At 57.8% G+C, this 14,763-nt stretch carries 17 protein-coding genes; 2 read left to right on the top strand and 15 right to left on the bottom strand.

What is annotated here, in order from left to right; translation table 11 throughout:
- Nucleotide 1: 1 nt before the first annotated feature.
- The 11 genes from tolA to FW796_RS07345 all read right to left on the bottom strand — a co-directional run bounded on the left by tolA (nucleotide 2) and on the right by FW796_RS07345 (nucleotide 8,869).
- Nucleotides 2-1,063, bottom strand: a complete 1,062-nt coding sequence (gene tolA, locus FW796_RS07395) for a cell envelope integrity protein TolA (protein WP_346632437.1) — start codon at nucleotides 1,061-1,063, stop codon at nucleotides 2-4.
- Nucleotides 1,063-1,515, bottom strand: coding sequence for a protein TolR (gene tolR / locus FW796_RS07390; protein ID WP_011063015.1), 453 nt, complete (start codon nucleotides 1,513-1,515; stop codon nucleotides 1,063-1,065). Before tolR ends, tolA begins: the two co-directional genes overlap by 1 nt.
- A 13-nt stretch (nucleotides 1,516-1,528) precedes the next feature.
- A complete protein-coding gene (gene tolQ / locus FW796_RS07385) occupies nucleotides 1,529-2,224 on the bottom strand; it encodes a protein TolQ (protein ID WP_011063016.1) in 696 nt (231 codons plus the stop codon).
- Nucleotides 2,214-2,681: a tol-pal system-associated acyl-CoA thioesterase gene (gene ybgC / locus FW796_RS07380; protein WP_446439192.1), complete on the bottom strand. Its 468-nt coding sequence runs from the start codon at nucleotides 2,679-2,681 to the stop codon at nucleotides 2,214-2,216. The genes tolQ and ybgC overlap by 11 nt, the downstream gene beginning before the upstream one ends.
- Nucleotides 2,682-2,819: 138 nt before the next feature.
- Nucleotides 2,820-3,878, bottom strand: coding sequence for a Holliday junction branch migration DNA helicase RuvB (gene ruvB, locus FW796_RS07375; RefSeq protein ID WP_011063018.1), 1,059 nt, complete (start codon nucleotides 3,876-3,878; stop codon nucleotides 2,820-2,822).
- Nucleotides 3,879-4,487 (bottom strand): Holliday junction branch migration protein RuvA, encoded by a 609-nt coding sequence (ruvA, locus tag FW796_RS07370; protein ID WP_123726120.1) that lies wholly within the window; start codon nucleotides 4,485-4,487, stop codon nucleotides 3,879-3,881.
- Between the two features lie 114 nt (nucleotides 4,488-4,601).
- A complete protein-coding gene (gene ruvC, locus FW796_RS07365; RefSeq protein ID WP_011063020.1) occupies nucleotides 4,602-5,126 on the bottom strand; it encodes a crossover junction endodeoxyribonuclease RuvC in 525 nt (174 codons plus the stop codon).
- Between the two features lie 129 nt (nucleotides 5,127-5,255).
- The gene (locus tag FW796_RS07360) at nucleotides 5,256-6,002 is read right to left on the bottom strand and encodes a YebC/PmpR family DNA-binding transcriptional regulator (protein ID WP_346632439.1); all 747 of its coding nucleotides are present in this window, start codon (nucleotides 6,000-6,002) and stop codon (nucleotides 5,256-5,258) included.
- Nucleotides 6,003-6,114: 112 nt separating this feature from the next.
- Nucleotides 6,115-7,890: an aspartate--tRNA ligase gene (aspS, locus tag FW796_RS07355; protein WP_346632440.1), complete on the bottom strand. Its 1,776-nt coding sequence runs from the start codon at nucleotides 7,888-7,890 to the stop codon at nucleotides 6,115-6,117.
- 95 nt (nucleotides 7,891-7,985) lie between these two features.
- Entirely contained in the window at nucleotides 7,986-8,207 is a 222-nt protein-coding gene (locus FW796_RS07350) for an FmdB family zinc ribbon protein (protein ID WP_010457489.1), read from the bottom strand.
- 188 nt (nucleotides 8,208-8,395) lie between these two features.
- On the bottom strand, nucleotides 8,396-8,869 hold the full coding sequence (locus tag FW796_RS07345; protein WP_011063023.1) for a Dps family protein: 474 nt from the start codon (nucleotides 8,867-8,869) through the stop codon (nucleotides 8,396-8,398).
- A gap of 464 nt (nucleotides 8,870-9,333) precedes the next feature.
- Here FW796_RS07345 and FW796_RS07340 point away from each other — a divergent pair, with 464 nt between their 5' ends.
- Nucleotides 9,334-9,939 (top strand): cold-shock protein, encoded by a 606-nt coding sequence (locus tag FW796_RS07340; RefSeq protein ID WP_346632441.1) that lies wholly within the window; start codon nucleotides 9,334-9,336, stop codon nucleotides 9,937-9,939.
- 66 nt (nucleotides 9,940-10,005) lie between these two features.
- On the opposite strand, the gene FW796_RS07335 is transcribed toward FW796_RS07340, so the two are convergent.
- Entirely contained in the window at nucleotides 10,006-10,212 is a 207-nt protein-coding gene (locus FW796_RS07335) for a SlyX family protein (protein ID WP_346632442.1), read from the bottom strand.
- Between the two features lie 3 nt (nucleotides 10,213-10,215).
- Nucleotides 10,216-10,641, bottom strand: a complete 426-nt coding sequence (locus tag FW796_RS07330) for an HIT domain-containing protein (protein ID WP_404937539.1) — start codon at nucleotides 10,639-10,641, stop codon at nucleotides 10,216-10,218.
- A 931-nt stretch (nucleotides 10,642-11,572) separates the two neighbouring features.
- Between FW796_RS07330 and FW796_RS07325 the strand changes: the two genes are divergently transcribed.
- Nucleotides 11,573-12,913: an OprD family porin gene (locus tag FW796_RS07325; protein WP_102860552.1), complete on the top strand. Its 1,341-nt coding sequence runs from the start codon at nucleotides 11,573-11,575 to the stop codon at nucleotides 12,911-12,913.
- 278 nt (nucleotides 12,914-13,191) lie between these two features.
- Here the strand turns inward: FW796_RS07325 and FW796_RS07320 are convergent, their stop codons facing one another.
- Both FW796_RS07320 and FW796_RS07315 read right to left on the bottom strand, forming a co-directional pair.
- On the bottom strand, nucleotides 13,192-14,034 hold the full coding sequence (locus tag FW796_RS07320; protein ID WP_346632444.1) for a mechanosensitive ion channel family protein: 843 nt from the start codon (nucleotides 14,032-14,034) through the stop codon (nucleotides 13,192-13,194).
- A 136-nt stretch (nucleotides 14,035-14,170) separates the two neighbouring features.
- Nucleotides 14,171-14,656 (bottom strand): YajQ family cyclic di-GMP-binding protein, encoded by a 486-nt coding sequence (locus tag FW796_RS07315; RefSeq protein ID WP_346632445.1) that lies wholly within the window; start codon nucleotides 14,654-14,656, stop codon nucleotides 14,171-14,173.
- Nucleotides 14,657-14,763: the final 107 nt, after the last annotated feature.

Raw genomic sequence — 14,763 nt, 5'->3', positions numbered from 1 at the left:
CTCACAAGGCTAGATCCTCAGGTGTGAATGTCATCTTGAATGAACGATAGGGCGCGAAATCCTTCGGACTCAAACCCTGCATTTCTGTCAAACGCCCAATGTTCTTGACTGCCGCCACCGCCGAAGCGTCGAACGGACCATCACCACTGGACTTGATCACGCTGACCGTAGTCACCGTGCCATCAGGCAACATGCCGATCCGCAGTTCCACCGTCATGCCCTTGCGCGCCGAAGGTGGACGAGCCCAGCCTTCCGCTGCACGGATACGAATCAGGTCATCGAAACTGCCCGCGACACTGTCACCCACCTCATCCGATTTCGTGGCTTCACGCTCCGGCTTATCGGAAAGCAAGTCCGCCAAGGCCTGGGCCTTTTTCTCTTCGGCAGATTTGCGCGCTGCTTCCTGGGCCTTTTTCTTCGCGGCGTCGGCGGCAGCTTTTTTCTTCGCATCCTCGGCGATCTTTTTCTTCGCCTCGTCTGCTTCGGCTTTTTTCTTCGCGTCTTCCGCGGCTTTCTTCTTCGCGTCTTCGACGATTTTCTTCTTCGCTTCTTCAGCGGCCTTTTTCTTGGCCTCTTCTTCAGCGGCTTTCTTGGCTTCTTCTTCAGATTTCTTCTTGGCTATATCAGCCAATTGTTTCTCTTCAGCCTTTTTCGCTTCCGCGGTTTTCTTGGCTTCATCAGCCTTCTTCGCTTCGTCAGCTTTCTTGGCCTCGTCGGCCTTTTTCGCTTCCTCGGCTTTTTGAGCAGCCTCTTCTTTCTTTTGTTCCGCAGCCTTGATCTCTTCCTGCTCGACCTTTTTCTGCTCCAACTGCTCGGCTTCGGTCTGACGCGCGGCGGATTTCTTCGCCTCACCCGCAATCTTGTGATTGGTCTGGGTGGTCGCCGGACTCTTCGATTTCAGCTGATACAGGGTCGCCTGAACGATCGGCTTGGCCGGGGGCAGTTCCGGAGTCATGGCAAAGCTGACGAACAGCATGCCAAACACCAGCACGTGCAGGGCAATTGCCCAGACACTAGGCCAGAAGTAGCTTTCCGAGGCGGACGGCTCTCGCTGTTGGTGCATCAGGGCGCCTCGGTAATCAAGCCAACGTTACCGACTCCGGCTTTCTGCAGGCCGCCCATGGCACCCATCACGGCGCCGTAGTCGACGGATTTATCACCGCGAATGAACACCTGGGTGTGTTTGCCGCCTTCATTGCCGGCACGAATGATCTTGGTCACCGCGTCGGTCATCTGCGGCAAGGTCATCGCCTTGTCCTGTTGCTTTTCGGTATCGACTTCACTGCCAAGGTTCCAGTAATAGGTCTTGTCAGCCTTGATCGAGATGGTCAGCACCTGGGTGTTGTTGTCCTGGGGCAAGGCTTCGCTGGAAACCTTGGGCAGGTCAACTTTCACGCCCTGGTTGAGCATCGGCGCGGTCACCATGAAGATAACCAGCAGTACCAACATCACGTCGATGTAGGGCACCACGTTCATCTCGGCAACCGGCTTGCGTTTGTGGCGAACTCGGGCCATGGGGTTTACCTGCTCACTCTTCGCTGGTGTGCACTTTACGGTGCAGGATCGCCTGGAACTCGTCGGCGAAGGTGTAGTAACGGCTGATCAGCGTCTCGCCACGAGCGGCGAAACGGTTGTAGGCGATCACCGCCGGGATGGCCGCGAACAGACCGATGGCCGTAGCGATCAGGGCTTCGGCGATACCCGGGGCCACAGTGGCCAGGGTCGCTTGCTGGGCCTGAGCCAGGCCGCGGAAAGAGTTCATGATCCCCCAGACGGTACCGAACAGACCAATGTATGGACTGACCGAACCGACGGTGGCGAGGAACGGCAGGCTCTGCTCGAGCTTTTCTTCTTCGCGGGAAATCGCTACACGCATGGCGCGGGCTACGCCTTCCATGACGGCTTCAGGATCGACGCCCGGTTGCTGGCGCAGACGGGAGAACTCCTTGAAACCGGCACGGAAAATCTGCTCGACGCCAGAGTCCGGGTCTGGGTTGCTGCCCGCCTGACGGTACAGCTTGGACAGGTCGATACCGGACCAGAAGCGCTCTTCGAAGCTCTCCAGGGCACGTCGACCGGCGCGCAGCAGATTGCTGCGCTGAAAGATCATGATCCATGAAGTCACCGATGCGGCAACCAGGGTCAGCATTACCAACTGCACTACAACGCTGGCATTGCTGACCAGGCTCCACATGGAGGAATGGTCGACGACGTTAGCTTCCACGCTTTATCTCCTGCTCTGAGTGTGTACCCGCGCTGCTCTCGTCGGCAAAGGCCGTACGCAGAGCGTCTGGAATGGCGCGGGGTTTGAAAGTGTCGGCGCGCACACAGGCCACCAAAAACTGCCCTTCACAGAGCAGCGCATTATCCGTGGATCGCCTGACCTGCTGAGTGAAGCGCAGGCTGACCCGGTTCAATTCGGTGACATGGGCACTGACCAGAAGCTCGTCGTCCAGTCGCGCCGGCGCGTGATAACGCGCTTCGCTGGAATGCACGACGAATAACAGGTTCTCCCCTGCCAGCTGCGATTGGGCAAAGCCCAGGTGTCGTAGCCGCTCGGTTCGAGCCCGCTCCATAAACTTAAGGTAATTAACGTAATACACGATGCCGCCGGCATCGGTGTCCTCGTAATAAACGCGACAACGATGTGCGAACGGCTCAAGCCCGTTTTGCGCGCGCATACTCTAGTGCTTACTCCTCAGGTTGCCAATCCGGCCAGGCAACTGTTTTTTCATTCTTGAACGACTTTTCGTGAAGTTTTAACGATGCCAGTCCCTAGGACAGCACAAACCCCGAATAAATCGACAAGGCGCGGGTTATTAATCGTCCACGGCATCGAGGAATTCGTCTACCACGGGCATGTCTCCCATTCGTGACGGAATGTTAAGACCAAAGTGCAGGTAGGCGTGCCGGGTTACCACACGACCACGAGGGGTACGCATGATGTAGCCCTGCTGGATCAGATACGGCTCCAGCACATCCTCGATGGTATGGCGCTCCTCGCTGATGGCCGCAGCCAGGCTGTCGACGCCCACCGGGCCACCGTCGAACTTCTCGATCATGGTCAGCAATAGACGCCGGTCCTGGTGGTCGAAGCCACGCTCGTCAACGTCCAGCAGGTTCAGTGCCAGATCAGCGATCGGCTTGGTGATATGCCCCTTGGCCCGCACTTCGGCGAAGTCCCGTACCCGACGCAACAGGCGGTTGGCGATCCGCGGCGTACCCCGGGCGCGCCGAGCCACCTCGAAGGCGCCTTCCGGGTCCAGCGGCAGCCCGAGAATACCGGCGGAACGACTGACGATGGTCGCCAGATCTGCGGTGCTATAGAACTCCAGGCGCTGAACGATACCGAAACGATCGCGCAACGGGTTGGTCAGCATCCCCGCACGCGTGGTCGCCCCCACCAGAGTGAACGGCGGCAGGTCCAGCTTGATCGAGCGCGCCGCAGGGCCTTCGCCAATCATGATGTCGAGCTGAAAGTCCTCCATGGCCGGGTACAGCACTTCCTCGACGATCGGCGACAGCCGATGAATCTCGTCAATAAACAGCACATCATGGGGCTCAAGATTGGTCAGCAGCGCCGCCAGATCGCCAGGGCGCTCCAGCACCGGGCCGGAAGTGCTCTTGATCGACACTCCCATTTCCTCGGCGATGATATTGGCCAATGTGGTCTTGCCCAGCCCCGGAGGGCCAAAGATCAGGGTGTGATCCAGGGATTCGTTGCGCCCACGGGCGGCCTGGATGAACAGCTCCATCTGCTCGCGCACGCTGGGCTGGCCGATGTAGTCGGCCAGACTGACCGGGCGAATCGCCCGATCCTGGATTTCCTCGCGCTCACGGGGCCCCGTGGCGGCGATCAGACGGTCAGCTTCAATCACTTAAATCATTCCCTTCAGGGCTCGGCGGATCATGTCTTCACTGCTCAAGCCTTTGTCTTTGATCGCAGATACCGCCTTACTGGCCTCCTGCGGCTTGTAGCCCAGGGAGATCAGCGCACTGACCGCATCCGACTCGGCGCTGGCCACCGGCACTGGCGCATCCGGCTGGTTCGGCACCAGGGCAAACATGCTCGGTACGGCTTCCCAGGCCTTGAAACGGTCCTTGAGTTCCACCAGCAGGCGCTCGGCGGTCTTCTTGCCGACACCAGGCACCTTGGTCAAGGCCGAAGTGTCCTGAGCTTGCACGCAGCGCACCAGTTCATCCACCTCAAGGCTGGACATCAAGGCCAGGGCCAGTTTCGGGCCTACACCATTGAGACGGATCAACTCGCGAAAAAAGTCTCGCTCGCGCTTGCTGGCGAAGCCGTAGAGTAACTGCGCGTCCTCACGGACGACCAAATGGGTGTGCAAGGTCAGGGGTTCGCCGACCGACGGCAAGCGATACAAGGTGGTCATCGGCACTTCGACTTCGTACCCCAGCCCGTTTACATCAAGAATCAGGTGCGGCGGCTGTTTCTCAGCCAGGGTGCCGCGCAAGCGTCCAATCACGTTTCAGATCCTTAGGCGATGGCCAGCCCGCAGCTGGCGACTCGTTGGGCGAGCGTCTGCGCCGGCTACCCAGGCGTACAACGCTCAACCCTTAAAATGACTGCGCTGATGCTATCAGAGACGCAAGCGACCGCCACGACTGCGTGCCGTTCCCAACCCATGGGGCAACAGACTGGAACGGGTGTGGGCGTGACAGATGGCAATGGCCAGGGCGTCCGAGGCATCGATCTGCGGTTTGGTGGTCAATTTGAGCAGGTGCATGACCATCATCTGCACCTGCTCCTTGTTGGCGCCGCCGGTGCCGGCCACGGCCTGCTTGACCTGGGTGGCAGTGTACTCGGCAATCTCCAGCCCTTCTTCGGCGCCGGCAACAATTGCCGCGCCACGTGCCTGGCCAAGCTTCAGCGCCGAGTCGGCGTTGCGCGCCATAAACACCTTCTCGATCCCCATGGTCACCGGACCGTAGGTCTGGATGACCTCACGAACACCGCGATAGACGATCTGCAGCCGATCGGGCAGCTCGCCGGCGCCGGTACGGATGCAACCGGAGGCCACGTACACACAGCCGCGCCCCGTGTCTCGAACCACGCCATAACCGGTAATGCGCGAACCGGGGTCGATGCCAAGAATAAGAGTCATAACGCCTGCTGCTTGAATAAAGAGGCTTGCCGGCCATGACCGGAACAGCGAAAAGGCAGAAGCCGGAAGTACCCTGCCGCGCAATCATCGCGGCTTCGCACATCCGGCTTCAAGGTTAGTGCAGTTGGATCAGCCGAGCTGCTCGGCAACCGACTCCGGAATATCTGCGTTGGAATAAACGTTCTGCACGTCATCCAGGTCTTCCAGCATGTCGATCAGCTTGAGAACCTTTTCCGCACCTTCCAGATCCAGTTCGGCACTGGTGGTAGGCAGCATGACGATTTCCGCGTCAGCAGCAGTGAAACCCGCCGCATCCAGGGCATTGCGCACGCCATAGAAACCGGCAAACGAGGTAAACACATCGACGGAGCCATCTTCGTTGCTGACCACGTCGTCGGCATCGGCTTCCATCGCCGCTTCCATCAACGCGTCTTCATCGACACCTTCGGCGAAGGTGATCTGCCCCTTGCGCTCGAACAGATAGGCCACCGAACCGTCCGTGCCCAGGTTGCCGCCACACTTGCTGAAGGCATGACGCACAGCCGCCGCGGTGCGGTTGCGGTTGTCGGTCATGCACTCGACCATCACCGCCACGCCGTTGGGGCCATAGCCTTCATAGGTCAGCTCGACCACGTCGTCGCTGCCGGCAGCACCGGTACCACGAGCGATGGCACGATCGATGATATCGCGACTCATGTTGGCGCCCAGAGCCTTGTCCAGGGCCAGGCGCAGACGCGGATTGGAGTTCGGATCGCCACCGCCCTGGCGGGCGGCAACAGTCAGCTCACGAATCCACTTGGTGAAGATCTTGCCTCTCTTGGCATCCTGACGCTCTTTGCGGTGCTTGATGTTCGCCCACTTGGAATGACCTGCCATAACTTGCTCCAAATTCTCTTTGAAACATTGCCCACGCCACTTGGCGGGTGCGGGCAACAAAAACTCGACCCATAGAAAAAGCGCACCCGAAGGTGCGCCTTATCGGGCCGGCTTACTCAGCCTTGGGCTGTTCGCGCAGGCGGATGTGCAGCTCGCGCAGAGCCTTGGCATCCACCAGACCCGGTGCCTGAGTCATGACGCAGGCCGCGCTCTGGGTTTTCGGGAAGGCGATCACTTCACGGATCGACTGGGCGCCGGTCATCAGCATCACCAGACGGTCCAGACCGAAGGCCAGGCCACCGTGCGGCGGCGCGCCGTACTTGAGGGCGTCCAGCAGGAAGCCGAACTTCTCTTCCTGCTCGGCTTCGCTGATACCCAGCAGGCGGAATACCGCTTGCTGCATTTCCTTGCGGTGGATACGGATCGAACCACCACCCAGCTCGGTGCCGTTCAGCACCATGTCGTAAGCGCGCGACAGAGCGGTAGCCGGGTTGGCTTCCAGTTCTTCAGGCGAGCATTTCGGCGCGGTGAACGGGTGGTGCAAGGCGGTGAAGCTACCGTCGTCGTTTTCTTCGAACATCGGGAAGTCGACCACCCACATCGGAGCCCATTCGCAGGTCAGCAGGTTCAAGTCGTGACCGAGCTTGATGCGCAGGGCGCCCAGGGCTTCGCTGACGATCTTGGCCTTGTCGGCACCGAAGAACACGATATCGCCGTCGACCGCACCCACGCGATCCAGGATCACGTTCAGGTTGGCTTCCGGGATGTTTTTCACGATCGGCGATTGCAGACCTTCAACACCCTTGGCGCGCTCGTTAACCTTGATGTAGGCCAGGCCCTTGGCACCGTAGATGCCGACAAACTTGGTGTAATCGTCGATCTGCTTGCGCGGCATGCTCGCCCCGCCTGGAACGCGCAAGGCGGCGATACGGCATTTCGGATCGTTGGCCGGGCCGCTGAACACCTTGAATTCCACTTCTTTGAGCTGGTCGGCAACGTCCACCAGTTCCAGCGGGTTGCGCAGGTCCGGCTTGTCGGAACCATAGCGACGCATGGCTTCTTCGAAAGTCATGTGCGGGAATTCGCCGAATTCCAGATCCAGCACTTCCTTGAACAGGTTGCGGATCATGCCTTCGGTCAGGCCCATGATGTCTTTTTCATCGAGGAAGCTGGTCTCGATGTCGATCTGAGTGAACTCAGGCTGACGGTCGGCACGCAGGTCTTCGTCGCGGAAGCACTTGGCGATCTGATAGTAGCGATCGAAGCCGGCCACCATCAGCAGCTGCTTGAACAGCTGTGGCGATTGCGGCAGAGCGAAGAAGCTGCCGGCATGGGTACGGCTCGGCACCAGATAGTCGCGAGCACCTTCAGGGGTGGCGCGAGTCAGGATCGGGGTTTCCACGTCGAGGAAACCGTTCTCGTCCAGGTAGCGACGGATGCTGGTGGTCATGCGCGAACGCAGGCGCAGCTTCTCGGCCATTTCCGGACGACGCAGGTCGATGAAGCGATAGCGCAGACGGGTTTCTTCACCCACGTCGGAGTATTCGTTGAGCGGGAACGGCGGGGTTTCCGCTTCGTTCAGCACTTCCAGCTCGTAGCCCAGCACTTCGATCATGCCCGAAGCCATGTTGGCGTTGCCGGCACCGGCCGGACGCAGACGTACCTTACCGGTGATCTTGACTACGTATTCGCTGCGCACGCGGTCGGCGGCGGCGAAGGTTTCAGCGCGGTCCGGGTCGAACACCACCTGGGCCAGACCTTCACGATCACGGATATCGAGGAAAATCACTCCGCCATGGTCACGGCGACGGTGGACCCATCCGCAAAGGGTTACTTCCTGACCTTCCAGGCTTTCGTTCAGTTGGCCGCAATAATGGCTGCGCATCATGGTAGTGGTTTCACTTCTCGTAATTCGAAATTCGATGGAGGCCTTGCGCACCTCAAGGTGCCGGATAGTGCAAGAACTCGCGCGTGTCGTTCAACTTAGTCAGCTTTGTCGCCACCGGCCAGGTTCTTCTTGGAGCCGGTCTTGAAGTCAGTTTCATACCAGCCAGTACCACTGAGGCGGAAACCGGGCATGGACAGCATCTTTTTCAGTTCAGGCGCCTGGCAGGCAGGGCAGTCGACCAGCGGCGCGGCGCTGATCTTTTGAATGGCTTCCAACTGATGACCACAGGAAGCGCATTGGTAGTCGTACATGGGCATGGGGAGCGTCTCGGCAATCCAGATTACTGCTTGAACTACAGCCAGAGCCCACGCCAAAGCTCGGGCTACCTAGCAAAGAGCGGGATTATATCCATTAAATCGGCCCTGTGCAGCCGTATGACCATATAGATAGCGGACGCTGCGAAAAGGTGCGAATGACGCCTTGGACGCCATTCGCTATTACAGGCTTAACGATTTTCCAGCAGAGAGCGCAGCATCCACGCGGTTTTTTCATGCACCTGCATACGCTGGGTCAGCAGATCCGCGGTCGGCTCATCGCTGACTTTGTCCAGCAACGGAAAGATGCCGCGGGCGGTGCGGGTTACCGCTTCCTGACCGGCCACCAGCTGTTTGATCATTTCTTCAGCCGCCGGCACGCCCTCCTCCTCCTTGATCGAGGACAGTCGGGCATAAATGGAATAGGCGCCCGGAGCCGGGAAGCCCAAGGCACGGATACGTTCGGCAATCAGGTCAACGGCCAGGGCCAGTTCGTTGTATTGCTCTTCGAACATCAGGTGCAGGGTGCGAAATTGTGGGCCGGTGACGTTCCAATGGAAGTTATGGGTTTTCAGGTACAACACGTAAGTATCCGAAAGCAGACGGGAAAGACCGTCGACGATGGATTTACGATCTTCTTCGCTGATACCGATATCAATTGCCATGTTTCTCTCCGTTAACGGGATGGATTCACCCAATCAGCTGCCGGACCACTCTAGCAAGAGTACTGCTCCCCCGCCGACCCGGATCGTCGATCCGCCTGCGGTGGATTGTCTCGCGGCCCAGCCAAGGCTTTTAAGCGTTGAGTTCGAGCCAGCTCTGACAGCAGGGGAAAACCGACGTTCCTTGAAAAAACCTCTGCCATCCGTCTAGAACAGGTCTTTGCCCGATGCTGCGAATCCACCACCTGCCCCGCTGCATTTCCAGCCTCCCGCCGAGGGCCGCTACTGATTTGAGAAGGCCTGGGCTTTGCTGTTAAATAGAGCCCGTGTCGCTGTTGCCTATTTCTTCGGCCAGCGCGCATAGGCTGACACCGCGTACGTAACCACCGCCTCACCTATTTGTTCAGAAGCGAACCGTGCGTGATCAGCTCTTCCTTGTGCTTCCTTCTTAACGTGAGTTAATCAAAATGTTGAAAATCGTCCACCTGCTGACAGGCATTGCAGCTTTGCTGCTGTCCTTGATTCCGAGCCTTAGATCCGACGCAATTCCCTACCTGCAACAACCCGATGCTATTTACCTGGCCCTTTTCGGCCTGCTCAACCTGATCCTCGCTCCAGTTATCCCTTACTGGAACAAAGGCTCGCGCCATCATCTGCAGAATCTGGTCAGCGCCCTGCTGGTACTGGTCGTCGTCCTGCAAACCCTCACCCTGCTGGCACCAATGCCAGTCATTGGTGGCCAACCGGCGGTCCTGGTCAGCCTGCTGACCGCTCTGCTCGCCGTGGTCCTGCATCTGGCCATCAGCTTTTACAAGTCCTCACCGGCGGCCTCCGCAGCGCCTGCCTACGACATGAGCAACCGCGATACCGGCACGGTGAAGTGGTTCAACACGTCCAAGGGTTTCGGCTTTATCTCCCGGGACTCCGGCGACGATATCTTCGTGCACTTTCGCGCCATTCGCGGAGAAGGCCACCGTGTCCTGGTAGAAGGCCAGCGCGTAGAGTTTTCGGTGATGAACCGCGACAAGGGCCTGCAAGCCGAAGATGTCATCGCTGCATTGCCGCGCCGCTGATCCGCGCCCACAAAAAACCGCGCCAAGGCGCGGTTTTTTTTATACCTCAAAGACAGCTGCTCTCCCTCAATAATGCGGGGGCGGCGCCTCCTCCTCGAAAGATTCGAACTGCCCGACCATTTCTTCCTGACGCTTGAGCAAGGCACTCATCTGCAACTGCAGGCGTTCCACAATCTTCTGTTGCGATACCAGAACATCGTTCAAGGCTTGAATGGTGTCGTCCTGGAACGCCAGGCGGCTCTCCAGATCGGTTACACGTTCTTCCAGACTCATGACTCAGCCCTCCAGAAACTGGAAATCATCGGCCAACACCACCCGCAGCCGATCACGGATCGCCGCAACCTGCTGCGAATTGTAAGGTTTGGCCGGGTGCTTGCCCCATACCGGCGCAGGCCAAGCCACATCATCGCGCTTACGCACGATTACATGCATATGCAACTGGCTGACCACGTTACCCAGGGTTGCCACATTCATCTTGTCGGCGTCGAAGGAGTCCTTGAGCACTTCAGCCAGAACCGTGGTTTCCTGCCACAGTTGCTGCTGGTCGGTGACATCGAGCTGAAACAACTCGCTGATATCTTCTCGACGTGGCACCAGGATGAACCAGGGATAGTTTGCGTCATTGGACAGCAGCAACCGACAGAGGGGGAAATCCCCGATAGGCAATGTGTCTTGTTGCAGCCGTGAATCTAAAGTGAACACCGCGCTTACTCCCGCTCAGCTCATTCCAGCCTGGCCCTCAGCATCAACGACACTCGCCAGGCGACAGACGCGCAGCATACCTGCGAATGCATTGGGCTTCATGGTCAATGAGCCTGAGCCCCGATAGCGCCTTCTTACTCCCGGCAAGGAGCCGACTTCAATGCAAGAGCCACGCCCCATAGCAGAACACTTTCCTGCATCTCGCACCATTTGCGCACAACACGCAGAAAATGCCCAAAAAGTGACTGGCTAAGCCATTGATGTTCCTCACTCTACCTGCCCACTACTGTATGAACCGTGCACAGCGTTGCAAAAGTTTTGCACCAGAATCGCACAGGCGGTCTACGCTAAATTCCTCAAGCATCCGCCGTTTACTCACTTTGCAGTGTGCAGCGGTAACGTTTTGGCACGCTGTGCAACTTATTGCACAGTCCTGCACCAGGAAGAGCATCGCGTCAAGCCAAACAAAAAGACGCTTGAAATGGCGATTTTATGCGGTTTTTACAGGTCGGCATGCCGCCCAGAAGAAAAAAGACGGAGCAAATTCGATTTGTGCACGCTTGTTGCATTCAACCCGACATCGTCTGCGGCGGGCCATCCGAAGTGGCCCATCACAGACTCATAATAATAGTGGCAGGGTTGCCCCGCGGTGCTTTGTAGAGTGTGTGCATGGGGGGCTTAATTCCTCGTGATATTGCTTCGAAGAACACTGCATAAGTTGTTGGTCCGGATACAGACTGACTGCAGAATTGCGACACCGATCGAGCAATTTGCGACAGGGTCGTAAAGAAGCTGAAAGGATAGATAGGCAAGTATCGCCAACATTGTCAGCGTGATATAAGTTTGCGCCGACACAAAAAGAAAGAGCCGCCCAGATAATAAAACAGGTGGGACGGCAGTACTCTTCTAAAAACCAAAGGAGCAAATCACGATGCGCGTGATGAAGTGGAGCATGATCGCCCTGGCTGTATCAGCAGGCACCTCGCAGTTCGCAATCGCGTCCTCCCAGGACGACGCAAAGGGCTTTATCGAAGACAGCACCCTGACCGCGAAAACCCGTGCGATGTACATGAACCGTGACTATAAAGACGGCGTGGGCAACGTGCGTCGTGGTAACGGTACTTACACCACTGGTACTGACGATAAAACCAGCGGCTACCGTCAAGACACCGGTATCAGCGAGTTGCTCAACTATCAATCCGGCTTCACCCAGGGCACTGTCGGTGTCGGTGTCGATGCCATGGCCATGGGCAGCGTGAAACTCGACGGCGGCGCAGGTCGTGCCGGTAACGGTTTGTTCGCTACCAATGGTTCCGGCGAACCGGAAAACACTCAGTCCAAACTGGGCGCGGCAGCGAAATTCCGCATCTCCGACACCGTTCTGAAATACGGCAACCAGTTCGTATCCAGCCCGGTCTTCACCACCGACGACGGCCGCCTGTTGCCTGAAGTCGCCACCGGTACCCTGATCACCAGCAACGAAATCAAGGGTCTGGAACTGAGCGCCGGTCGCTTCACCGCTCTGAGCGCGCAAACCGGCATGGGCCGTGACAGCATCAACGGTCGCAGCCGTGTCACCGGCAAGCAAAACCCAGGGCTGAGCGCAGCGAACATCGCTGGCTTCACCTACTCGGGTCTTGAGAACTTCATTTTCGCCGTGCACGCCTCCGACGTTGAAGACTACTGGAAGAAGCAGTACGTCAACGTCAACTACACCCTGCCACTGAGCGACAAACAGTCGTTGAACTTCGACTTCAACGGCTACCGCAGCAAGGACGACGGCAAGAAACTGGCCGGCGACCTGGACAACCGCGTCTGGAGCCTGGCAGCCGCCTATAGCATCGAAGCCCACAAGTTCACCCTGGCCTTCCAGCAGTCCGCTGGTAAAACCGGTTACAACTACGGCGTCGACGGTGGCGGTACCGTTTACGTAGCCAACTCCGTGCAGATCTCCGACTTCGTTGGTGAAGACGAGAAATCCTGGCAGGCGCGCTACGACCTGAACATGGCCTCCTTCGGCGTACCTGGCCTGAGCTTCATGACCCGCTACATTCGTGGCAGCAACGTTACCGTTGCCGACTCCAGCGATGGCAAAGAGCACGAGTGGGACGTAGAAGCCAAGTACGTACTGCAGGAAGGCCCGGCCAAGGACTTGTCCTTCCGTCTGCGTAACGCGATCTATCGTGGTACCAACAGCGATTACCGCGCGACCAACTACGACAACCTGAACGACCTGCGTCTGATCGTAGAGTATCCACTGAGCATCTTGTAATTTCAGTGCTCAGCTGAATGCACTAACACGCAGTTAAAATAAAAACCGCCGCCCTGAATCAGGTCGGCGGTTTTTTTATGCTTGCAAAAAACATTGGCGACGAAAAGACAAACTAAATAGCAAGCTAACTAAGCAGGCAAGCATCAATAGTTTTTGTCCGCTGACGCTGATTGCAACTTGATAGTTATCAATGGCCGCCCGTGAAAACAAACAAGGGGCTGATAGCCCCTTGTCTTGAACAGCACTAGTTGACCGAACGGCCAACTCATAAAACTGACTTATTGCGTTGCCGCTTCCTGAACCACACGAATGACTCGCTGTGGAAAGGGAATATCAATACCTGCCGCCTTCAAGCGATCACGGGACAATTCATTGAACCGGAACATCACATCCCAGTAATCCGCCGTCTTGACCCACACCCGCAATGACAGGGTAATCGCGCTGTCGCCCAAAGTGGAAACCACTGCTACTGGCGCCGGATCGGCCAGTACACGCTCATCCTTGGCCAGCTCCAGCAACACTTCACGGGCCTTCTGCAGGTCCGCGTCATAATCCACACCCACGTCGAACACTACCTTGCGGGTCGGCTGACGGTTGTAGTTGGTGATGATGCCGTTGGACAGATTGCCGTTGGGCACGATCACCGTCTTGTTGTCACCGGTACGCAGCACGGTGTGGAAGATCTGAATGCTGTCCACGCTACCGCTGATGCCCTGAGCTTCGATGAAATCGCCAATGCGGAACGGACGGAACAGCAGGATCAGCACCCCGCCGGCGAAGTTCGCCAGACTGCCTTGCAAGGCCAGGCCGATGGCCAGACCGGCGGCACCGATCGCGGCGACGAAAGAGGTGGTTTCTACACCAATCATCGAGGCCACACTGACGATCAGCAGCACCTTGAGAATGATGTTGGCCAAGCTGCTGATAAAGCCTTGTAACGCCAGATCGGCATTGCGCAGCGCCAGCAGCTTGCCCACTTTATGAGTCAACTTGTTGATCAGCCACCAGCCGATGGCCAGGGTGAGTACCGCCAGCAGCACACGGCTGCCGTATTCCATGATCATGGGAATCCAGGCTTGGGAAGCCCGGACCAGGTTGTCTACTTCAGCGTTCAAATCCATCTATCTCTCCAGATTCCCGGGGTTACGGCGTGCTTGACTGACCGGCAGAACGACCGGCTCGCCTGGAGCTCAATCGTTTCTGCCATTGCTCCGGCCTCGGACGCCAAAAAGCTCTAGAGGTTCCCGGAGAAGCGGATCAGTCGCGGAAGTTGTTGAACTGCAGCGGCATGCCGAATTCTTTGGCACGCAGAGCGGCGATGGCCTCTTGCAGATCGTCGCGCTTCTTGCCAGTGACGCGTACCTGCTCGCCTTGAATGGCAGCCTGTACTTTCAGCTTGGCATCCTTGATATGAGCGACGATCTTCTTCGCCAACTCTTTATCGATACCTTCCTTGAGTACGGCCTCCTGCTTCATCACCTTGCCCGAGGCGTAGGCGTCCTTGACCTCCAGGCACTGCACGTCGATCTTGCGCTTGACCAGGGCCAGCTTGAGGATCTCGATCATGGCCTCGAGCTGGAATTCGGCTTCGGCGGTCAGGTTGACGGCCAGATCCTTTTCCTTGAACTCGAAGCTACCCTTGCCCTTCAAGTCATAGCGGCGGTCCAGTTCCTTGACGGCGTTTTCCACCGCGTTGGTGACTTCGTGCTTGTCCAGTTCGGATACCACGTCAAACGACGGCATGTAATCTCTCCAAATAAAAAGGGGCGCTGTTCAAAACATCGAACACGCCCGGCTTGCGGTTAAAATCCGCGCTCATTATAACGGGTCTTTCCCCTCCTTCACCGCGC

It is taken from the genome of Pseudomonas sp. 910_21, from assembly GCF_052850735.1.
The sequence above is the reverse complement of the archived record's forward strand: the minus strand, read 5'-3'. Positions and strand labels throughout refer to the sequence as shown.

Coding starts and splice junctions, on each gene's coding strand:
- tolA (WP_346632437.1), bottom strand. CDS start 1,063: ATGCACCAACAGCGAGAGCCGTCCGCCTCGGAAAGCTACTTCTGGCCT.
- tolR (WP_011063015.1), bottom strand. CDS start 1,515: ATGGCCCGAGTTCGCCACAAACGCAAGCCGGTTGCCGAGATGAACGTG.
- ybgC (WP_446439192.1), bottom strand. CDS start 2,681: ATGCGCGCGCAAAACGGGCTTGAGCCGTTCGCACATCGTTGTCGCGTT.
- ruvC (WP_011063020.1), bottom strand. CDS start 5,126: ATGACTCTTATTCTTGGCATCGACCCCGGTTCGCGCATTACCGGTTAT.
- FW796_RS07360 (WP_346632439.1), bottom strand. CDS start 6,002: ATGGCAGGTCATTCCAAGTGGGCGAACATCAAGCACCGCAAAGAGCGT.
- aspS (WP_346632440.1), bottom strand. CDS start 7,890: ATGATGCGCAGCCATTATTGCGGCCAACTGAACGAAAGCCTGGAAGGT.
- FW796_RS07350 (WP_010457489.1), bottom strand. CDS start 8,207: ATGCCCATGTACGACTACCAATGCGCTTCCTGTGGTCATCAGTTGGAA.
- FW796_RS07345 (WP_011063023.1), bottom strand. CDS start 8,869: ATGGCAATTGATATCGGTATCAGCGAAGAAGATCGTAAATCCATCGTC.
- FW796_RS07340 (WP_346632441.1), top strand. CDS start 9,334: ATGTTGAAAATCGTCCACCTGCTGACAGGCATTGCAGCTTTGCTGCTG.
- FW796_RS07335 (WP_346632442.1), bottom strand. CDS start 10,212: ATGAGTCTGGAAGAACGTGTAACCGATCTGGAGAGCCGCCTGGCGTTC.
- FW796_RS07325 (WP_102860552.1), top strand. CDS start 11,573: ATGCGCGTGATGAAGTGGAGCATGATCGCCCTGGCTGTATCAGCAGGC.
- FW796_RS07320 (WP_346632444.1), bottom strand. CDS start 14,034: ATGGATTTGAACGCTGAAGTAGACAACCTGGTCCGGGCTTCCCAAGCC.
- FW796_RS07315 (WP_346632445.1), bottom strand. CDS start 14,656: ATGCCGTCGTTTGACGTGGTATCCGAACTGGACAAGCACGAAGTCACC.